Here is a 20,344-nt window from a genome sequence, read left to right on the forward strand (position 1 = left end):
GTCAAAAGCGGGTTAACGGCTCCTTAGCGTTGTCTTATCGTTTCCGGTGGCACAGTGAGGGCATGCGCAAGCGTCTTTCCCTGGTCGTGGCCGGGTGGCTGATCACCGGGCTCCTCGCGATCGGAGTGGGGGTGGCGGTGATCGACCGGCTCAGCGAGCCGCTGACGGACACCGGGCTCCGGCCGCTCTCCGCCGCCGAGGTCGACGAGGCGCTCGCCCTCGCCTCGTCCCTGCCCAACGCCCTTCCTTCGTCCGTTCCGCCCTCCGTTCCCTCGTCCGCTCCTCCCGCCGAGGGCACCCCGGACCCCGCCGGGCCCACTCCCGCGCCGACCGTCACCGTCACCACCACCGCCACGCCCGTCGCGGAGCCCGGCAAGAGCCGGTTGATCACCACGGTGGGCGGCAAGGTCATCGCCCGGTGCGAGAACGGCCTGGTCACCCTCCGGTCCTGGAGCCCCGCCCAGGGATTCCAGGCCGACGACGTCGAGCGCGGACCCGCGTACCGGGCCCGCGTCGAGTTCGAGTCCGAGGAGGACGAGGTCAAGGTCGAGGTCCACTGCGCGGCCGACGGATCCCCCGTCCACAGCGTTCACGCCTGACCACGAAGGGCGGGGCAGGGAACCCCGGGCCCGTCTCGCGCACCGTCCGGCCGGCAGGCGGGGCCGGAGAACCGGAGGCCCGTCTCGCGCACCGTTCGGCCGGTCAGCGGCGCCGGGAACCCCTGGCCCGCGGTGCGGGCGGGACCGGGAGGGCGGCTGTCAGCCGCATTTGTCCGCTTCCGTGATCTCCGCCTCGGGAGCCTCGTCGGCCACGGTGACCGAGAGCCGGGCGGTCGAGGCGACCAGGCTGCCCTTGGGAGACCTGGCGGCCTTCTCGTCGACCACGATCCCGCGCTCGCCGAGCAGCTCGTACGTCTTCGCGTCGAAGATCAGATCCTCCCTGACGCCGCCGACGCCGACCCGGCCGACGCCGATCCCCTGGCGTCCCGCCGCGTCCTCGGCCCGCTCGGTGACGTCGACCCCGGGGATGGTGCCCACCGCCTTGAACAGCGCCGCCCGTTGCGCCGGAGGCATGTAGGTCTCCCTGAGCATGTCGCCCGCCGCGGTGAAGGCCGCCCCGTCCTTGGAGTTGCCACCCCGGTCGCCGGTGTAGAGGTGGGCGCGCATCCCCTCGACGTCCGTGGGGAGCTTCTTGAGCGCGGCGTGGTCGGTGCGCATGTAGTCGGGGGTTTTCCCGCAGTTCACCAGCGGGAGCGTCTCGACGCCGGTCCGCTCGTACGCGCTCTCAGGGATCGGCCAGCCCGGGTAGGCCTTGGGCTCCAGGTGTTCGATCCGCACCACGCCGTTCCTCGTCCCATCGGCCGACAGCCAGATGGCCCGCTTGGTCCGGTAGAGGTAGCGGGTCCCCCCGCCGGCCTCACCCGTCTCCGCGTTCGTGGCCTCGTCGCCGTAGAAGCCGTACATCGTCTCCGACTCGACCTTGACGAACTGGTCGTCACGCGGCGCCAGGTCCGTCCGCACGGTCGCCCGCGCCGCCCTGTCGAGCACCTCGCCCGCCGAGACGGCGACGATTTTGGGCATCGTCACCACGACCTCCTCCACGGGGCCCGGCGAACCGCCGGGAGCCCGTGCCAGGGTGATCGCGGTCGCCCCCACCGCCACCGCGAGCGCCCCGGCCAGGGCCATCGCGTACGGTCCGCGCCACCGCGGCCGCCAACCCCGGGCCTGCGGCGTGGCGGCCGCGACCAGCCCCCGCCGGGCCGCCTGCCTCGCCTGGTCGTCGTACGGGGAAGCCTCGGGCCGGATGGCGGCCACCAGCTGGATCTCGTCGTCGTTCATCTGTGTGACTCCAGGGAGCGGCGGATCTTGGTCCGGGTGCGGGAGAGGCGGGACCTGACGGTCCCGATCGGGATGCCGAGCGCCTGCGCGGCCTCCTCGTAGGTCAGGTCGGCCCAAGCCACCAGCAGGAGCAGGTCCCGCTCGGCGGAGCCGAGCCCGGCCAGCGCGGCGGCGAGGGCGGGCCTGAGCCGGTCGGCGGTGACGCGCTCGGCGCTGCGGTCCTCGAACTCGGCCGCGCGCTCGGGAGCCTGCCGGGCGAGCGCCTTCAGCCTGCGGGTCTCCGACCTGCGGTGACCGGAGATCAGGTTGGAGGCGATCCCGTACAGCCAGGGTCTGGCGTCGACGCGGCCGAGGTCGTACCGGGCCCGCTTGCGGAAGGCCGCGAGGAATGTCTCGGCCGTCACGTCGTCGGCCGTGGTCACGTCGTCCAGCCGTCGCGCCACGTACCGGTGGATCTCGTCGGCGTGGCGGTCGAAGAGCCCCGCGAACCGGTCGGGGTCCGTCAGGGACTCCCCGATCAGTGTCGCGTCGGTCGTGTCGTCGGCGGGTGTGGGCGGCGGGAAGGCCCCGGTCCGTTGGGGGAGACCCAGTGTCACCACCCGCTTCGTCCAGTCATTGTCACGGTGCATCCTTACCGGAGCGCGTCCGCGCTCTCACCTCCTACTCCGCCGGTCACCTGCATCGGGTTCCATAGATGTATATGTCTCCCTTGGGCGTCGAGTCGCCGGAGGCCCCACCGTCCGTGATCGGCCGCCACTAAGCTCCGCCTTCACGGAACGGGTGCAAAGGGAGAGATGATGAGCGCTCAGAAGGCCGGTGGCGGCAGGCGGTTGTTGCTGAAGGGGTTCCTCCTCGTGGTCGCCCTGCTGGTGGTCTCCGGGTTCGCCCTCAGCGCGTGCTCGCGGGTGAGCACGCAGCCCGACGAGGTGGTCCTGCACTACGCGGGCGGCGTCTTCGAGGCCATCAAGTTCGAGAGGTGCGTCAACCCCTCCAGCGGCGCCACGCTCCTCGGCCCCGGCGACAACGGATACTCCTATCCGTTCGGCCAGCGGACCTTCGACTTCTCCGAGGCGGACGACGCCGAGTCCAAGCCGTTGTCCGTGGTCTCCAAGGACAACGTGGAGATGACCGTGTCCGGGGTGGCGACGTTCACGCTGAACACCGACTGCAGGACGCTCCAGCAGTTCCACGAGAAGATCGGGCTGAAGTTCCGCGCCTACTACGAGGAGGGCGAGACGTCCGACGGCTGGCGGCGGATGCTCAACATCTACATGCGGGTGCCGCTGGACCGCGCCATGGACGCCGCCTCGCAGGAGTTCGAGTGGCGGGGACTGTTCAACGACCCGAAGGTGAAGCAGGCCTGGGAGGCGCGGGTCGGCCAGCTCGCCAGGGAGTTCATCAAGGCGACGGCCGGGGGCGACTACTTCTGCAACCAGAACTACGGGGGCAGCGGGCAGTGCGGTGACATCTCCCTGACCATCCAGAAGCCCGAGCCGCCGGAGGCCCTGGTCGCCGCGCTGGCCTCGGAGCAGGCGGCCAAGGCGGAGAACATCGCGCAGACCCAGCGCAACGCCAAGGTCCGCACCGAGATCGAATCGATCAAGGACCTGGTCAGGGTTCTCGGCCCGCAGGGCGCCGTGCTCTGGCAGGCCATCCAGAAGGGACAGGTCAGCGTGGTGCCGGTGCCGCAGGGCAGCGACCTCAACATCACCCCTCAGGGCCGCTGACCCCGGCGCCCGGAACCCTCGCCCGGCCGTCGCCGGAAGCGGACGGCCGGGAAGTCAGGGCAGGAAGTCAGGGCAGAAGGTGTGCCGGTCCCCTGAATCCTCGTCCTGCGGCTGCCACCGGATGATCCCGCGGTCGCCTCACGCCGTATCCGCCGGGGCGGGGGACCGGCTCATGACGTGCGGTCCGCCCGGTCGGGCACGACCGGGCCCAGTTCGGCGCCGAAGTCGTGCGCGATCCTGCGCATGCCCTCGGCGAGGTCCCGCCGGTCGAGCGCGGTGATGCGCTCGGCCGGTCCGGACACCGACAGCGCGGCGATCGTCCGCGCCCCGTCCCGTACGCCCACCGCCAGGCAGTGCACGCCCAGCTCCTCCTCGCCCAGGTCCATCGCGTACCCGTGCTCTCGCACCCGCTCCAGCTCGGCGAGCATGCCGGGAAGGTCGGTGATCGTGTTGGCGGTCCTGCGCGGCATGCCGGTCCGCTCGACCAGCGACGCCACCTCGGTGTCCGCCCTGCCGGCCATCAGGACCTTCCCCACGGCCGTGCTGTGCGGCAGCACCCGCCGACCGACCTCCGCGAACATCCGCAGCCGCCTCGGAGAGGGCACCTGGGCGACGTAGACCACGAAGTCACCCTCCAGCACCGCCAGGTTGGCCGTCTCGCCCGACAGCTCGACCAGCCTCGTCAGGTACGGCTGCGCCCACACGCCGACCATGCGCTCGGCCACCCCGCCGAGCCGCACCAGCGCGCCGCCCAGGGCGTAGCGGCGGTCGGACTCCTGGCGTACGTAGCCCCGGGCGAGCAGCGTGCGCAGCAGCCGGTGGATCGTCCCGTACGGCAGCCCGGTGCCGGCCGCGATCTCCGAGAGCCCGGCCTCGCCGCCCCGCTCGGCCAGCGCCTCCAGCACGTCTAGCGCCCGGTCGACCGACTGCACCGCGCTCATGCGCCCCCCTCGATCCCGCACCGGCCGGGCGGGCCGCTCACCAGGCCCCCGCTCACGGAACCTCCACTCACGAGACCCCCGCTCACCAGGCCCCCGCCGCTTGAAAGCCCCCCGCTCACGGCACCCTCGCCAGTCCGCGCAGCGAGGCGTCGAGGACCTGGGCGGTGTGCGCGACGGGGACGGGTTCGGCGCCCCGGCGGCGGATCGCCGCGGCGATCTGCATGGTGCAGCCGGGGTTGGCCGAGACCAGCAGGTCGGCGCCGGTGGCGAGCACCCGCTCCGCCTTGCGGTCACCGAGGTCCCTCGCGGTCTCCGGCTGGAACAGGTTGTAGGTCCCCGCCGAGCCGCAGCAGATCGCCGACTCGGCGATCTCCCTCAGCTCCAGGCCGGGGACGCCGTCCAGGAGCTTGCGGGGTTCCGACCGGATCCCCTGGGCGTGGGCCAGGTGGCAGGCGTCGTGGTAGGCCACGGTGAGCGGCAGCGGATGCCGCTCGGCCACCGGGCCGAGCGCGACGAGATACTCCGCCAGGTCGACGGTCCTGATCGCCCGCGCCCTGTCCGCCCAGTCGCCGCCCTCGCTCTCGAGGATCTCCGCGTAGTCCTTCATCGTCGACCCGCAGCCGGCGGCGTTGACCACGATCGTGTCGACGCCCGCCCGTTCGAAGGTGGTGATCGTCCGCTTCGCGAACCGCAGGGCCTGCCGCTCCTGGCCGGAGTGCAGCGACAGCGCCCCGCAGCAGCCCTGCGAGGGCGGGATCACCACGTCGCAGCCCTCCATCGCGAGCACCCGGGCCGTGGCCTCGTTGACCTGCGGGAAGAACTCCCCCTGCACGCAGCCGGTGAGCATCCCGACCGTGGCCCTGCGCGTCCCCCGCGCCGCGACCCGGCGCGGCAGCCGCACCCTGGCGGCGGCCGGGGGAGCGAGGTCGGCCATCGCCGCCAGGGACGGGTTGATCCGCTCCAGCCTCGGCGCGACCGCCCGCCGCAGCCCGGCGCTGAGCCGCAGCGGCAGCCGCATCGCCCGCAGCCGCCGGGGATAGGGGAACAGCTGGAAGACCAGCGCCCGCAGCGCCCTGTCGTCCGGCTCCCGCACGTGCACCCGCTCCACCTCGGCCCGGGTCTGCTCGATCAGCCGGTCGTACCTCACCCCGGACGGGCAGGCGGTCACGCACGCCATGCACCCCAGACACGCGTCGAAGTGCCCGGCCATCTCCGGCGTCAGCGGGGTGCCCTCGACGTGCTGCTTCATCAGGTGGATCCGGCCGCGCGGGGAGTCCATCTCCTCGCCCCACAGGACGTACGTCGGGCACGAGGGCAGGCAGAACCCGCAGTGCACGCAGTCGTTGATCAGCTCAGGGTCCACGTCAGATCCCTCCCGCGAACCGGCCGGGGGACATCCTCCGGCCGGGGTCGAACCGTTCCTTGACCCGTCGCATCAGCGGCAGGGCGCCCGACGGGCCCCAGCGGTCGATCCCGCGGGCGAGGGCGGCGGGCGCGGCGAGCACCGTCAGCCCGCCGCCGAGCCGCCGGAGGTCGTCGCGCACGCCCGTCACGAACCCGGCGAACTCCGCCTCTCCGACATTTTCTGGCAGGGCGACCAGCAGGACCGCGGAGGCCACCGACCCGCGCACGCGCGCGGGCAGCCCGCGGGTGGCGACCGCCCGCAGCGCCGGGTACGCGGCGGCGGGCGGGACCCGCAGCTCCAGCAGCACCTCCTCACCGGGCGGCACCGTCCACCAGGCGGGCGCCTCGGTGGTGATCCGCGCGCTCCCGTACTCGTCCATCGTCTTGCGCACGGCCTCGGCACGGGCGCCGGCCGCCACCCCCTCGACGAGCGCGGACACGGTGGGCCCGCCGGTGAGGTCCGGCCAGTCCAGCTCGACGGCGCTCGGCTCGGCCTGCGAGGCCGCGAGCTCGGCGACCAGCGCGGACAGCGCGACCGGCGCGGCCGACGCGTCCTTCGCCGTGGGAGAACCCGGCCCGATGGAGGAGGGCAGGTCCACGGTGACCCAGCGGCGGTCGGCCGGGATCGGGTGGAGGCGGAAGACGGCCTCGGTGATGACGCCGAGCGTGCCGTACGAGCCGGTGAAGAGCTTGCCCAGGTCGTAGCCCGCGACGTTCTTGACGACGTTGCCGCCCGAGGTGGCGATCGTGCCGTCGGCCAGCACGACCGTGATGCCGATCAGCAGGTCGCGGGCGGTGCCGTAGCGGAACCTGCGGGGCCCGGCGACCGCGGTGGCGAGCGTGCCGCCGACCGTGCCGGTGCCCAGGGGGGTGTCCAGGGCGAGTTCCTGCCGCGAGCGCGAGAGCGTCTCGTTGAGGACGTCGAGGGGGAGCCCCGCGCCGGCCCGCGCCACGAGGTCGCCCGAGGAGTGCTCGACCCCCGACCCGTTCCCCAGGAGCAGGCAGCAGGTGTCGATCAGCAGGTCGCACCGTTCGGGGGGATTGCCCCAGTCGAGCTTGGTGCCGTCTCCCACCGGGACCACGGCCAGGTCGTGCGCGGCCGAGACGCGCATCAGCGCGGCGACCTCCCCGGCGTTCTCCGGCAGGGCCACCCAGCGCGGCGGCACCCCGCCCACCGCGTCGTCGGCGGTCGCCTCCCTGATCGTCACGCCCGTCTCGCGCAGCGCCCTCAGTGTCTTCACCGGTGCCGTCAAAGCCGCCTCCAGCGGTGCTCCCATCAGAACTGCTCCGCCTGTCCCGACTCGACCAGCGGGTGCACGCCCTTGCGGACCCCGGGGACCTCGCCGCACAGCCGGGGGGTCGGGAAGATCTTGCCCGGGTTCGACAGGCCGCGGGGGTCGAAGGCGCAGCGCACCAGCTGCATGGTGTTGAGATCGTCCTCGGAGAACATTTTGGTCATATATCGGGACTTGTCCACGCCGACGCCGTGCTCACCGGTGATGGAGCCGCCGTGCTCGATGCACAGGTCGAGGATCCTCCCCGAGACGATCTCCGCCCTCTCCTCCGCGTCCGGCTCCGCGTCGTCGAACAGCACCAGCGGGTGCAGGTTGCCGTCACCGGCGTGGAAGACGTTCGCCACCCTGATGCCGTACTCGCGGGAGAGGGCGTCGATGCTCGCCAGCACCCCGGGCAGCGCGGTCCGGGGGACGACGCCGTCCTGGACGATGTAGGCGGGACTGATCCGGCCCACCGCGGCGAACGCCGACTTGCGGCCCCGCCAGATCGCGGCCCGCTCCGCCGGGTCGTCGGCGACCCGTATCTCGAACGCGCCGCTCTCCCGGCAGATCCGCGTCACCTCGCCGAACTGGTGCGCGACCTCCTCGGCGGGGCCGTCCAGCTCCACGATGAGCACCGCCCCCGCGCCCTCGGGATAGGCGCACGCCACGGCCGCCTCGGCCGCCTCGACGGCGAGGGCGTCCATCATCTCGATCGCGGCGGGTACGATGCCGCCGCCGATGATCGCCGACACCGCCTGCCCGCCCCGCTCGATGTCCTCGAACGCCGCGAGCAGCGTCGTGACGGACTCGGGCAGCCTGCTCAGCCGTACGACGACCTTGGTCGCGATGCCGAGGGTGCCCTCAGAGCCGACGAACGCGCCCAGCAGGTCGTAGCCGGGGTCGGTGTCCGAGAGCTCGACGATGTCGCCGTCGGGGGTGACGATCTCCAGGCCGACCACGTGGTTGACGGTGAAGCCGTACTTCAGGCAGTGCGCGCCGCCGGAGTTCTCCGCCACGTTGCCGCCGATCGTGCAGACCTGCTGGCTGGAGGGGTCGGGCGCGTAGTAGCGGCCCAGGTCGCGGACGGCCTCGGTGATCGCCAGGTTGGTGACCCCCGGCTCCACGGTGGCCCGCCGGTTCGGCAGGTCGACGGAGAGGATCCGCCGCATCTTCGAGGTCACGACCAGCACCCCGTCGGCCCGGGGCAGGGCGCCGCCCGACAGCCCCGTCCCGGCGCCCCTGGCCACGAACGGCAGGCCGTACTCGTTGCAGATCCTCACCACGGCCGCGACCTGCTCGGCGCTCTCGGGCAGCACCACGACGCCGGGGGTGACCCGGTGGTGGGTCAGCCCGTCGCACTCGTAGGTGCGCAGCCGTACGGGATCGGTGATGACCGACCCGGGGCCGAGGAGTTCCTCGAACCTGCGGGCCGGCTCGTCCAGGGTCTTCGTCGACATCGTTCCTCCTCCGGCGTGCCCGGCGGTCCGGCGCCGCCGGTGCCCGCCGGCCTCCATCGGCCGATCGAGGACGGCACCCTCGTCATCCTCGTCTCGAATTCTCGCTCAGCGCGGCGGCGCCGGCGTTCCTGCCGTGCCTGGGACCCTCGTCCACGAGACCGGCGAAGCGGGGCTCGCCGGCCGCCCGCTGCGACGCCCGGCAGTCGGGGGAGGGCGGCGTGCGGGCGGGTCCCGCCGGGGAGCGGCGGATGCGCAGGTGGAGCCGGCCCTTGATCATCGTGATCAGGACGCCCCTGGCCCATCCCTCGTCCGCGGTCTTGCGCGCGTAGAACTCCCTGGTCGCCCTGTTGTCCAGCATATCCAGCAGGACGATGTGGTGACCCCAGGGAATCGGCCGCGCCGTCTGCGGGATGGCGTCGGGCCAGGCCGCCGCGAAGGCCCTCATGTAGAGGAGGTTGGTCCGCGAGTAGCCCGTCGCCTCGGGGAACGCGCCGCGCAGGTCGGCCGAGAGCCTGGGCACCACCTTCCTTCCCCACTCGTCGTCCGGCTGCCGGTCGAGGATGTGGCGGCCGATCCGCCAGTACTGCCGGATCAGCTCGGTGTCGGTGGTGAGCAGTGCCACCCGCCCCCTGCTGCCGATGATCTCGCGCTTGACGGCGTCGAGCAGCGCTTCGTACTCGCCCTGGTCGGCTCCTTCGCCGTTCCTGTCATCGCTCATGCACGCAAAGTATCCACTCGGCCCGACGTCCGCATCCGCCCCCGGTGGCCGCTCGGAGTGAGGAATCCCCGCCAGGGGATGAGGATTCCTCACCGTCGGAATGGTCATGTCACGGCATACGCGCATACGCCGGGAGAGTAAGGAACTCCGCGAAGTCGTCGTCCAGGGCGACTTCCTTGAACAGGGCGGTGGCCTGGCCGTAGAGGGTCTCGTCGTAGCCGGGCTCCGCCTCGATCTTGGCGAGCTCCTCGTCAATGATCTTCTCGACCAGTTCCCTGGTCACCACGGCGCCGGTGTCGGCGAGCTCGATGCCGTTGTGGATCCACTGCCAGATCTGGGAACGGGAGATCTCGGCGGTCGCCGCGTCCTCCATCAGGTTGTGGATCGCCACCGCGCCCTGCCCGCCCATCCAGGCGGCCAGGTAGCGCAGCGCCACGTCCACGTTGTTGCGCAGCCCCGCCTCGGTGATGTCGCCGGGGGTCTTGGAGACCGCGAGCAGGTCGGCGGCGGAGACGGAGACGTCCTCGCGCAGGCGGTGGAGCTGGTTCGGCCGGTCGTCGAGAACGGCGTCGAAGACGTCGCGGCAGATCGGCACGAGGTCGGGGTGCGCCACCCACGAGCCGTCGAAACCGTCACCGGACTCGCGGGTCTTGTCGGCGGTGACCTTCTCCAGGGCGACCTTGTTGACCTCGGGATCGCGGCGGGAGGGGATGAACGCGGCCATCCCGCCGATGGCGTGGGCCCCGCGCCGGTGGCAGGTGCGGACCAGCAGCTCGGTGTAGGCGCGCATGAACGGGGCGGTCATCGTCACGGCGTTGCGCTCGGGCAGCAGGAACTCGCGGCCGCGGGTGCGGAACTTCTTGATCACGCTGAAGAGGTAGTCCCAGCGGCCCGCGTTGAGGCCCGCGGAGTGGTCACGGAGCTCGTAGAGGATCTCCTCCATCTCGAACGCGGCCGGGTAGGTCTCGATGAGCACCGTCGCCCGGATCGTCCCCTGGGGGATCTCGAGCAGTTCCTGGGCCCTGACGAAGACGTCGTTCCAGAGACGGGCCTCCAGATGCGACTCGATCTTCGGCAGGTAGAAGTACGGGCCCTTGCCCTTGGCCATCTGCCGCTGCGCCGAGTGGAAGAAGTAGAGGCCGAAGTCGACGAGAGAGGCGGAGAACGGCCTGCCGTCGAGGGTGAGGTGCTTCTCGTCCAGGTGCCAGCCGCGGGGACGGACCACGATGGTGGCCAGTTCGGTGTCCGGCTTGAGGGTGTAGCTCTTCTCCCCGGCGGAGAAGTCCAGGGTCCGGTCGAGCGCGTCGCGCAGGTTGAGCTGGCCGCCGATGGTGTTCTCCCAGGTGGGAGCGTTGGCGTCCTCGAAGTCCGCCAGCCAGACCTTGGCACCCGAGTTCAGCGCGTTGATCGTCATCTTCCGGTCGACGGGGCCGGTGATCTCCACGCGGCGGTCCACCAGCCCGGGCGCGGGCGGGGCGACGTGCCACTCGGACTCGCGCACGTGCCGGGTCTCGGGCAGGAAGTCGAGGGTGCCGCCCGCCGACAGCTCCGCCTGGCGGGCCTGGCGGGCCTCCAGCAACTCCAGGCGCCGGCCGTCGAACTCACGCTGGAGGGTGGCCACGAAGGCCAGTGCCTCCGGCGTGAGGATCTCGTCGAAGCGGTCCTGGATGGGGCCGCCGATCTCCACACCGTCCATGGGTCCCTCTTTCCGTGCAATTTTCCGCAGAGTGGAAAAGTAATTCTGAATTGTGGAATCGACGCTACTTGAGGGTCGGTTGTGGGTCAAAGGCAGGGTCTTCCTCAGGGCTCGCTCGGGGAGTTCCCCGATGATCTGGGAGGCGGACTCGGACAGAGTGAGGTCAGCGCCCTCGGCAGAGGGGGAGAACGGACCGGTCGCACATGGGGAGCGAGGGCTTCCCGGGAAATCGAGGATTGAGCGCATGAGGAAGAACATGCTCGTCGCCGGAGCGGTCCTGGGGTCGGTGTTCGTGCTCTCGGGATGCGACCTCGCCCTCGACTTCCGCGAGCGGCAGCAGGAGGTCGTCTCCTACGACGTCACCGCCAAGCTGACGAACCTGGACGTCGCCACCGGCTCCGGCGACATCGTGGTCACCGAGTCGGACCGGACGGCCGTCCACGTGACCGAGACCATCCACTGGCGCGGCGACAAGCCCACCCCCCGGCACCCGGTGGACGGCGGCACACTCACCCTGCGCGACGAGTGCCGCGGGAACTGCACGGTGGACTACAAGGTCGAGATCCCGCGGGGCCTCACGGCCAAGCTCGACACCGGCTCGGGCACCATCACGATGCGCGGGCTGACCGGGGAGGTGAACGCCGTGAGCGGCTCCGGCGACATCGAGGCCGGCAGCCTCACCTCCAAGCGGTTCACCGCCGAGACCGGCTCCGGCGACGTCGAGGCGAGATTCTCCGCCGCGCCCGAGGGGGTGCGGATCGAGACCGGGAGCGGCGACGTCGTCGCGTACCTTCCCCAGGGCGGCTACGACGTCACCGCCGAGACCGGCTCCGGCGACGAGGCCGTGGAGGTGACGAAGGATCCCGCCTCGCCCCGCAAGGTCACGCTGAAGACCGGCTCCGGTGACGCCCAGGTCCTGCTTCCCTGACGTCACGACCCCGGGACGTTCCCCGGAGCCCGATCGGGGCGCCTGGGCCCCGCGGGGACGAAGTGGTGATAACCAGGTGATGACGTAGGGGTTCCCATGGCACCATCGGGGGGAAGAGACCCGGGGTGTTCGGGCGTTCACTCATATGAGAAGAACGCGTAAGCACCAACCATCTGAATGGAGCGACGACATAGACACTCGTGAGCCGCTGGACATCGACCGATTCGACGACCTGCTCGACAACGGCGAGATGGATCTGGCCGAGCGCCAGGCACTCCGCCGGGTGGCGGGCCTCTCCACGGAGCTGGAAGACGTCACCGAGGTCGAATACCGCCAGCTGCGGCTTGAGCGGGTCGTCCTGGTCGGCGTCTGGACCTCCGGAACGGCGATCGACGCCGAGAACTCCCTCCTGGAGCTGAAGCTCCTCGCCGAGACCGCGGGTTCGGAAGTGCTGGAGGGGCTGATCCAGCGCCGGCAGAAACCCGACACCGCGACCTACATCGGTTCGGGCAAGGCACAGGAACTCGCCGACATCGTCTCCGCCACCGGTGCCGACACCGTGGTGTGCGACGGAGAGCTGAGCCCCGGCCAGCTCCGCCAGCTGGAGGAGATCGTCAAGGTCAAGGTCATCGACCGGACCATGCTGATCCTCGACATCTTCGCCCAGCACGCCAAGAGCCGCGAGGGCAAGGCGCAGGTCGAGCTCGCGCAGCTCAACTACCTGCTGCCGCGCCTGCGAGGCTGGGGTGGCAACCTGTCCCGCCAGGTCGGCGGTCGCGCCGCGGGCGGCGTCGGCATGGGCGGTCGTGGCCCCGGTGAGACCAAGATCGAGCTGGACCGCCGCCGGATCCGCGAGCGGATGGCCAAGCTGCGCCGCCAGATCGGCGAGATGACCACCGCCCGCGTGACCAAGCGCTCGCGGCGCCTGCAGCGCGAGGTCCCCGCCGTGGCCATCGCCGGATACACCAACGCGGGCAAGTCCTCGCTGCTGAACCGGCTGACCGGCGCGGGAGTGCTGGTCGAGGACTCCCTGTTCGCCACGCTCGACCCGACGGTCCGCAGGGCGCACACGCCCGACGGCCGCCTGTTCACGCTGGCCGACACCGTCGGGTTCGTCCGGCACCTGCCGCACCAGCTCGTCGAGGCGTTCCGCTCCACGCTGGAGGAGGTCGGCGACGCCGACCTGATCCTGCACGTGGTCGACGGCTCGCACCCCGACCCCGAGTCGCAGCTCGCCGCGGTGCGCGAGGTGATCGGTGACATCGAGGGCGCCCGCGACATCCCCGAGATCGTGGTCATCAACAAGGCCGACGCCGCCGACCCGGTGGTGCTGGCCCAGCTGACCGCGAAGGAGAGTCACACCGTCGTGGTCTCGGCCCGCACCGGTGCCGGGCTCGACGAGCTGAGGGCCGTGATCGAGCGGGAGCTGCCCCGATTCGACCAGGAGGTCAGGCTTCTCGTGCCGTACGAGCGCGGCGACCTGATCTCCCGGGCGCACAAGGAGGGTGAGGTCCTCGGCGTCGAGCACACCGGGGACGGCACGGTCCTGCACGCCAGGGTCCTGCCCGGCCTCCTCGCCGAGCTGGAGAAGACCGCCAAGCCGGTCGAGACCGCCGTCTGACCCGCGCTTCCGGCACGCCGTACCGTCCTTCGGGACGGTACGGCGAAGGGTCTCAGCGACGCGCCCCGCGGCGGAACATCACCAGCGCCACGTCGTCCTCCCTGGCGCCGAACCGCTCGATCAGCCGGTCGCAGAAGACCTCCTGGTCCTCCTCCACCCGCTCCGCCAGGTGCCGCACGATCTCCAGGCTCTCGTCGAGCAGTTTGTCGCGGTCCTCGATGAGCCCGTCGGTGAACATCAGCACCGAGCCTCCCTCGGGGATGTTCACCCGGTCGACCCGGTAGGTCTCCTCTGCCACTCCCAGCAGCAGATTGCCCAGGCGGTGATAGCCGGCCTGGTCGTCCGCGATGAAGAGGGGCGGGATGTGCCCCGCGTTCGCGATCTCCATCTCCCCGGTCGCCGGGTCGAGCAGGAGCAGGCACACGGTGGCGGTCATGCCGGGGTGGTAGCGCCGCAGCACCTCGTTGAGCAGCGCCATCGACGCGCCGAGGTCCGAGGTGCCGATGACGGAGGCGCGCAGCGCGTGGCGCAGCTCCGCCATGACGGTGGCGGCCAGCAGCGAGTGTCCCTGGACGTCGCCGATGGCGATGAGCACCCGCCGGCCCATCCGCAGGACCTCGTAGAAGTCGCCGCCGACCTCGACGTTGTCGACCGCCGGCTGGTACCGCCAGCTGATCGCGAGCCCGGGGATCTCGGGGATCCGCGTCGGCAGCAGGCTGCGCTGCAGGGTGAGGGCGATCGCGTGCTCCTCGGCGTACGCCCGCAGCGCGTCCACGGCCAGGGCGAGGGCCTGCCCGAGCTGGCGCAGCACGTTGGACTCGTCGGCGTCGAGTGGCGATGTCCCCTCCACCCCGAGGTAGACGGGAGGTCTGCCCAGCTTGGTGCGGCAGACCACGGCCGAGACGTCGCCACTGAGCGTCGCGTCGGGCATCAGCTCCATCCACTCGGCGGCCGGCACCGTGAAGACCTGCGTACCGGCGGCGGCGCCCAGGGACATCGCGCTCAACCCGGGCAGCGTGTCCGGCGCCGCGACCTTGGCGACGGAGGCCTCCGAGGGGAAGGCGGAGAACCTGCGGGTCCGGCCGTCAGGGGGCAGGGCGAGCGTGCCCGCCTGCCTCCCCATGATTCGCGAGGTTCCCTCGACGGCCGTGGCGAGGAGCTCCTCGAACGTCTCGGCGGCGTTCATCGAGAGCGTGACCTCGGTGAGGGCGGCCAGCCGCATGGCCATCAGCTCGGCCCGCTGCCGGGCGCGGTAGTAGCGCAGCGTGGCCTCGACCGTCGCGGCGAACTCGTCCGGCTCGACCGGCTCCGCCAGGTAGGCGTCGGCCCCGCGTTCGAGGCCCTGCGCCCGGTCGGCCGGGGTGATCGCCGCCCCGGAGATCTGGATGACCGGGATGGAGGACGTCGCCGGGTCCGCCTTGATCTGCTCGCAGACCTCGTAGCCGCTGATGTCGGGCAGCCGCACGTCCAGGACGACGAGGTCGGGCCGCAGCTCCCTGACCTTGACGAGCGCCTCCATGCCGCCGGTGGCCTGTACGACCTGGTGGCCCGAGCGCCGCAGCCAGCTCGACAGGATGTACAGCTTGGTCGGGGTGTCGTCCACGACGAGTACCGTCGCCCCGTTGTTACCCATTCACGGGTCCGAGGGCGCTTTCGATCGCCTCCAGGAGGGTCTCACGGCGGAGCCCCTGTTTGGAGATCATCATGTGTGCCCTCTCGGGGACATGGCGCGATGTGGCGACGGTCACGACGATCACCGGAACCTCGCGCAGCCGCTCGTCGTCCGACATCCGCAGCATCAGCGCGGTGCCGTCGAGGCGGGGCATCAGCAGGTCCACCAGCGCGAGGTCGGGCGGGGTGGCCGTCATCATCTCCAGCGCCATCAGCCCGTCGGAGGCCTCGTCGATGTGCGCGGCGAACCCGGTGAGCATCCGGCGTACGGTGGCGCGGAACTCCTCGTCGTCGTCCACGATGAGCAACCGGCCGACCACGGGAGCCCCGTCGTGCCGGTAGGGCAGCCTCAGGGTGGCCGTGGTGCCGGACCCGGCGACGCTGGCCAGGTGCAGCGCGCCGCCCAGCGCCTCCGCCAGCCGCCGGGCGTACGGCAGGCCGAGCCCGGTCCCCTTGCTCCGTACCTGGATCGGCCCGGGAACCTGGAAGAACTCCTCGAAGACGCGTTCCAGGTGCTCCTCGGGCACGCCTATTCCCGTGTCGGTCACGGTGAAGACCAGGTCGTGGGTGGCCGCGTCGAGGTTCACCTCCAGCTTGACCTCGCCGCGCTCGGTGAACTTCAGCCCGTTGGAGAGCAGGTTACGCAGGATCCGGGTGAGCATCACCTCGTCCACCAGCATCTCCTGCGGCGCCTGGGAGACCTCCACCGTGAGCGTCACCTCGTCGTTGCCGGTGGTGGGGCGCAGCGTCATGCGCAGCCGTTCGGCCAGGGCCACCAGATCGACCATGGAGGGCTGGGGGTCGAGTCTCCCCGCCTCGGCCTTCGCCATGTCGAGCAGCTCGCTCACCAGTGACAGCAGCGTCTCCGCCGAGGAGCCGATGAGGTTGATCTGGTGGAGCTGCTCGGCGGCCAGCGGATCCCCGCCCGGTCCCACCAGCAGGCGGACCAGGCCGATGATCGAGTTGAGGGGGGTGCGCAGCTCGTGGCTGACGGTGGCCCAGAACCTGTTCTTCGCGTCGCTCGCCGCCCGGAGCTGCGCGGACTTCTCGTCCAGCTCCGCGTAGAGCGCCACGACGCCGCGGTTGGTCTCCTCCAGTTCCTCGGACAGCTGGTTGTAGAGCGCCAGCACCCCCTGGTTGGTCTCCTGGAGCTCGGTGTTGAGCTGCAGGACCTCCTCCAGGGTCTCGGCGAGCTCACTGTTCTGCCTGCGCAGCTCGTCGAGGGCGGTGGTGGGTGCCGAAGCGGCGATCTTGGCGCGGATCTCCTCCGCCGAGAGTCTCGGCTTGCGGCCCTGCGGGAGCCGTTTGACCATGCTTATTCTTCCCTCGGCGGGATCGAGCTCGATGAGGTCGACGAGACGCCCCGCCAGCGTCACGCCGCCCGAGGGACGGAAGTCGGTCTTCGCCGAGAAGTCGACCGCGACGAGCAGGGCGTCCCGCTCCAGCCGGAAGGAGACGGAGATGCCGGCGCCCGCCTCGACGAACTCCCTGCCGATCTCGCTCAGCGCGGTGGCCACCCGGATCTGGTCCTGGGCCTCCAGCCCCACGCTCTCCGCCACCTCGCGGCCCAGCTTGCGCATGGCGAAGACGTCCTGGTCGTCCTGGACGTGAATCCGGACCAGCTCGTCCCCGGTCATACGCCCGGCCTGACGGCGACCACGCAGGCGTCGTCCCTGCGGGTCCCGGCATCACGCAGCAGCGTGCCGGCGACGACGGAGGGGAGGCGCGTGACGAGCCCGGGATAGGAGGTGATGTCCCAGCGTTCGGTCAGGCCGTCGGAGTGGAGCAGGACGACGCTGTGCCGGGGGAGTGCGTACTCGTACTGGCGCAGGGTCCTGGCCTTGTGCCCGGCGATGCCCGGGACGGAGATCATTCCTTGGCGGCCGTCGTTGTGGGCGATCCACGCGGAGACGTTGCCGAGGCCGGCGAAGCTCACCGTGCCCGCGGCGCCGTCGACGCGGGCCACCGCGACCGCGCCGCCCCTGGTGTGGCCGAGGCCTGCGTGGATGCGCTCCAGGACGGTGACCGGGGCGAGGTCGGCGTGCCGCAGGAACAGCCGTACCGCCTCCTGGGAGGCCTGGGCGGCCGCGGGGCCGTGGCCCAGGCCGTCACAGAGCATCACGGTCGTCGCGGTGCCCTCCTCGATGATCACGAACGCGTCGCCGCAGACGGTCTCCTCGCCGATCGGGCGGGTCAGGCCGCTCACCCGGCACGCAGGACGCGAGGCGTCCTGAGCGACGAAGTACATGCCGAGCACGGTGCCCCGGTCGGGTATCGAGTGCACCTCGTACCCGCTGGCCATCCGGGCGATGCCGCCCAGCCCGATGCCGAGCGTGCCGGTGGTGGAGTAGCCGTCGCGCAGGGCGCGCGAGACGTCCCGCATTCCCGGCCCCCGGTCGATCGCGAGGACCTCCACGGCCGAGTCCAGCTCCGGATGCGGGCGGATCAGCATCACGCCCTCGGTCGCGTGCTTGACCAGGTTCGACGCGGCCTCGCTCACCGCGACGGCGACCCGCCCGGTGTCCTCCTCGCCGAACCCGCGGATCTCCGCGAGCGTCACGGCGGTACGGCGGAGGGCGCCGATCGCGCTGGCGTCCTCGGCCCGTACCCAGGTGTCGTGCTGGGAGTGGATCAGCGTGCCCATTTCGTCACCGTGATCAATGTGCCCTCACCGGGAGTCGATTCCAGGTCGAACTCGTCGACCAGGCGGCGGGAGCCGCTGAGGCCGAGACCGAGGCCTCCGCCGGTCGTCCACCCGTCGGTCAGCGCCTGCTCGATGTCCGGGATGCCGGGCCCGTTGTCGCTGAACACCATCCGCAGGCCCCGCCGCATGCCCTTGTGGACGACCTCGACCCGTACCTGCCCGCCTCCCGCGTACACCAGGGCGTTGCGGGCCAGCTCGCTGGCCGCGGTCACCACCTTGGTCTGGTCGACCAGGGACAGGCCCACGTTCACGGCGACGGTCCTGACGTGCTGGCGGACCAGCACGACGTCGCCGTTGACGTTGATGGGCAACTCCTCCACTGTCGTCACCAGGCGGCCGTGGAGGCTTGGGAGCTCTCGATCTGGTTCAGCAGCGCGACGCCCTTCTCGAGGTTGAGCGCCGTGCGCACGCCGCCGAGGGAGAGGCCGAGCTCGACGAGGGTGATCGCCACCGCCGGGCGCATGCCGACGACGATCGTCTCGGCGTCGAGCATGCGGGAGATCGCCGCGATGGTGGCCAGCATCCGGCCGATGAAGGAGTCGACGATCTCCACGGCGGTGATGTCGATGATCACCCCGCGCGCGCCGGTCTCGACAACCTTCTCCGACAGGTCCTCCTGGAGCGCGAGCACGCTCATGTCCTGCAGGTCGATCTGGATGGAGACGATCAGGATGTCGCCGAGCTTGAGGATGGGGACGCGATCCATCAGCTCTCCACCGTCCGTACCGCGATCCGGGACTCCCCGCCCTTGACGAATTTGACCCCGCTCGCCCGCAGCGTGTGGGCCAGCGCGTCGGCGAGGGTGGCCTTGGTCACGATGTCGCCGAACTCGATGCCGAGGGTGACGATGGTGTGGGCGATCTGCGGGCGGATGCCGGAGATCACGCACTCGGCGCCCATCAGCCGGGCCGCCACCACGGTCTTGAGCAGATGCTGGGCGACCTCGGTGTCGACGGCGGGCACACCCGTGATGTCGATGACCGCGTGCTCGGAGCCGGTGTCGACGAGCGTCTGCAGCAGCTTCTCCATGACGACCTGGGTCCTGGCCGAGTCGAGCGTGCCGACCAGCGGCACCGCGACGATGCCTTCCCAGAGCTTGACCACCGGGGTGGACAGCTCGAGCAGCTGTTCCGCCTGATCGATGATGATCTTCTCCCTGGCCGCCGCGTAGCTCTCCATGGTGAAGAGCCCGAGGTCGTCGATTACCCGGGAGAACCAGATGAAACCTCGCACGGCCTCGGGAGAGCCGTCCTCCTCGACGATCTCGTAGAGCGCCTCCTTCAGGCCGAACACCATGATCGCGGTCTCGGTCGGGGTGAAACCCTGGCGGGCACGGTCCCGGGAGAGCTCGGCGAGCAGGCCGCGCAGGTCGCTGAGGTCGCCGGAGTCGTCGAACGACTGGCGCAGCGCCTGGTAGAGCTCGCCCAACTGGTCGGTGAGACCTCCGCGATCCGCCTGATTGCCGGTGCCGCCGGTGGCCGAACGGGCGATCTCAAGCCAGCGCTTGAGGACGCGCGCCTCGTGCTCCTGGAAAAGTTCTTCGATGCGACGCCGACCGGCGTCCGCGTGGACGGACAAGGCAACTCCCATGCGTACGACCTGGAGACAACTCGCACGAAAGGCTACATGGAACGTCCTGCTTACGACCTTTTTCGAGGTTGGGCAGGCCGCTCGTCATCAGAGCTTCGGAAGGGCGGGGCGACCGGGTCGAGCGGCCGGCGCGGCCGTATCACATCACGACCTTCGCGGGTGATCTCAGGGTGCCGTACCACGCGCGGAGCCCGGGGAAGATCGGGGAGGAGTGGGGGGCCGCAAGGGGACCGCAGGAGGTCGTAGGGGAGGCGTAGAGGAGAAGGGCCGAGGAGCGTGAGCCTTCCGGATGTCAGCCTAGAGTGGTGGCGAACGGCGTTTCAATGGTGAAACTTGCGCCGAGAGGCCCGATATGGCTGCACTACAAGAGGGCGAAAACGTACAAAAGCCTCAAAAGTGACAGTGGTCGCCCAAGGTTTGGATTGCTACCATAAGGCAAATCTAGCGAGATGTTATGACGCAAGTTGCTCTGGTGGCTACTGTTACGGGCGATGAAGAAGTAGTCTGAGCTGTGGAAAGTTGCTCAACGCCACGCGTGATCGTCGAGCCGACGGGTGAGGTGCGGTCGCGGAGGGGCGGCGTTCTTCCCAATTAGCCTGTACAGCGGGCCGACTTGTGAAATAACGTAACTGAACTGAAATCGCCCGATCATGATCTCGGCGATACTGTCGCCGCACAGCGGATATGCGGATGAGAGCAGGAGACCCCCCGATGCCGTCCGGACTCACAGCGGGCTTGAAGGGCACGGTGCCCGGCGACGTCCGGGGCGGCT

The 20,344-nt window shown here is 70.7% G+C and carries 18 protein-coding genes; 4 read left to right on the top strand and 14 right to left on the bottom strand.

Translation table 11 applies throughout. The features are described from left to right. Positions 1-62 precede the first annotated feature (62 nt). Positions 63-599 (top strand): hypothetical protein, encoded by a 537-nt coding sequence (locus ACVCAG_RS08215; RefSeq protein WP_447189641.1) that lies wholly within the window; start codon positions 63-65, stop codon positions 597-599. 159 nt (positions 600-758) lie between these two features. Here the strand turns inward: ACVCAG_RS08215 and ACVCAG_RS08220 are convergent, their stop codons facing one another. Both ACVCAG_RS08220 and ACVCAG_RS08225 read right to left on the bottom strand, forming a co-directional pair. Beyond that, on the bottom strand, positions 759-1,838 hold the full coding sequence (locus ACVCAG_RS08220; RefSeq protein WP_440083094.1) for a CU044_5270 family protein: 1,080 nt from the start codon (positions 1,836-1,838) through the stop codon (positions 759-761). After that, positions 1,835-2,434, bottom strand: a complete 600-nt coding sequence (locus ACVCAG_RS08225; protein WP_440083095.1) for a sigma-70 family RNA polymerase sigma factor — start codon at positions 2,432-2,434, stop codon at positions 1,835-1,837. Before ACVCAG_RS08225 ends, ACVCAG_RS08220 begins: the two co-directional genes overlap by 4 nt. Before the next feature lie 201 nt (positions 2,435-2,635). Here ACVCAG_RS08225 and ACVCAG_RS08230 point away from each other — a divergent pair, with 201 nt between their 5' ends. Further along, positions 2,636-3,565 (top strand): SPFH domain-containing protein, encoded by a 930-nt coding sequence (locus ACVCAG_RS08230; RefSeq protein WP_440083096.1) that lies wholly within the window; start codon positions 2,636-2,638, stop codon positions 3,563-3,565. A 170-nt stretch (positions 3,566-3,735) separates the two neighbouring features. On the opposite strand, the gene ACVCAG_RS08235 is transcribed toward ACVCAG_RS08230, so the two are convergent. The 6 genes from ACVCAG_RS08235 to aceB all read right to left on the bottom strand — a co-directional run bounded on the left by ACVCAG_RS08235 (position 3,736) and on the right by aceB (position 11,058). Next, positions 3,736-4,506, bottom strand: coding sequence for an IclR family transcriptional regulator domain-containing protein (locus ACVCAG_RS08235; RefSeq protein ID WP_440083097.1), 771 nt, complete (start codon positions 4,504-4,506; stop codon positions 3,736-3,738). 115 nt (positions 4,507-4,621) lie between these two features. After that, a complete protein-coding gene (locus ACVCAG_RS08240) occupies positions 4,622-5,869 on the bottom strand; it encodes a heterodisulfide reductase-related iron-sulfur binding cluster (protein ID WP_440083098.1) in 1,248 nt (415 codons plus the stop codon). A 1-nt stretch (position 5,870) separates the two neighbouring features. Continuing rightward, positions 5,871-7,187 carry an FAD-binding protein gene (locus ACVCAG_RS08245; RefSeq protein WP_440083099.1) on the bottom strand — a complete coding sequence of 439 codons (1,317 nt, stop codon included), beginning with the start codon at positions 7,185-7,187 and terminating at the stop codon, positions 5,871-5,873. Continuing rightward, complete coding sequence (locus tag ACVCAG_RS08250; RefSeq protein ID WP_440083100.1) at positions 7,187-8,644, bottom strand: FAD-linked oxidase C-terminal domain-containing protein; 1,458 nt, start codon at positions 8,642-8,644, stop codon at positions 7,187-7,189. Before ACVCAG_RS08250 ends, ACVCAG_RS08245 begins: the two co-directional genes overlap by 1 nt. A gap of 82 nt (positions 8,645-8,726) precedes the next feature. Beyond that, positions 8,727-9,362: a DUF1016 N-terminal domain-containing protein gene (locus tag ACVCAG_RS08255; RefSeq protein WP_440083101.1), complete on the bottom strand. Its 636-nt coding sequence runs from the start codon at positions 9,360-9,362 to the stop codon at positions 8,727-8,729. A 109-nt stretch (positions 9,363-9,471) separates the two neighbouring features. Next, complete coding sequence (aceB, locus tag ACVCAG_RS08260) at positions 9,472-11,058, bottom strand: malate synthase A (RefSeq protein WP_440083102.1); 1,587 nt, start codon at positions 11,056-11,058, stop codon at positions 9,472-9,474. 244 nt (positions 11,059-11,302) lie between these two features. Between aceB and ACVCAG_RS08265 the strand changes: the two genes are divergently transcribed. Together ACVCAG_RS08265 and hflX are read left to right on the top strand one after the other, a co-directional pair. Continuing rightward, positions 11,303-11,986, top strand: coding sequence for a DUF4097 family beta strand repeat-containing protein (locus tag ACVCAG_RS08265; RefSeq protein ID WP_440083103.1), 684 nt, complete (start codon positions 11,303-11,305; stop codon positions 11,984-11,986). A gap of 250 nt (positions 11,987-12,236) precedes the next feature. Further along, complete coding sequence (gene hflX, locus ACVCAG_RS08270) at positions 12,237-13,607, top strand: GTPase HflX (RefSeq protein WP_440083179.1); 1,371 nt, start codon at positions 12,237-12,239, stop codon at positions 13,605-13,607. 52 nt (positions 13,608-13,659) lie between these two features. On the opposite strand, the gene ACVCAG_RS08275 is transcribed toward hflX, so the two are convergent. From ACVCAG_RS08275 to ACVCAG_RS08300, 6 genes are read right to left on the bottom strand one after another with little or no spacing between them, the layout of a single operon-like run. Beyond that, positions 13,660-15,240: a SpoIIE family protein phosphatase gene (locus tag ACVCAG_RS08275; protein WP_440083104.1), complete on the bottom strand. Its 1,581-nt coding sequence runs from the start codon at positions 15,238-15,240 to the stop codon at positions 13,660-13,662. Then, a complete protein-coding gene (locus ACVCAG_RS08280; RefSeq protein WP_440083105.1) occupies positions 15,233-16,915 on the bottom strand; it encodes an ATP-binding protein in 1,683 nt (560 codons plus the stop codon). The genes ACVCAG_RS08275 and ACVCAG_RS08280 overlap by 8 nt, the downstream gene beginning before the upstream one ends. Further along, positions 16,912-17,922, bottom strand: a complete 1,011-nt coding sequence (locus ACVCAG_RS08285) for an ATP-binding protein (protein ID WP_440083106.1) — start codon at positions 17,920-17,922, stop codon at positions 16,912-16,914. Before ACVCAG_RS08285 ends, ACVCAG_RS08280 begins: the two co-directional genes overlap by 4 nt. Further along, positions 17,910-18,311 carry an anti-sigma regulatory factor gene (locus ACVCAG_RS08290; RefSeq protein ID WP_362677378.1) on the bottom strand — a complete coding sequence of 134 codons (402 nt, stop codon included), beginning with the start codon at positions 18,309-18,311 and terminating at the stop codon, positions 17,910-17,912. The genes ACVCAG_RS08285 and ACVCAG_RS08290 overlap by 13 nt, the downstream gene beginning before the upstream one ends. Beyond that, a complete protein-coding gene (locus ACVCAG_RS08295; protein ID WP_440083107.1) occupies positions 18,308-18,688 on the bottom strand; it encodes an STAS domain-containing protein in 381 nt (126 codons plus the stop codon). Before ACVCAG_RS08295 ends, ACVCAG_RS08290 begins: the two co-directional genes overlap by 4 nt. Then, positions 18,688-19,572 carry an STAS domain-containing protein gene (locus ACVCAG_RS08300; protein WP_440083108.1) on the bottom strand — a complete coding sequence of 295 codons (885 nt, stop codon included), beginning with the start codon at positions 19,570-19,572 and terminating at the stop codon, positions 18,688-18,690. Before ACVCAG_RS08300 ends, ACVCAG_RS08295 begins: the two co-directional genes overlap by 1 nt. Positions 19,573-20,344: the final 772 nt, after the last annotated feature.

It is taken from the genome of Streptosporangium sp. G12, assembly GCF_052983175.1.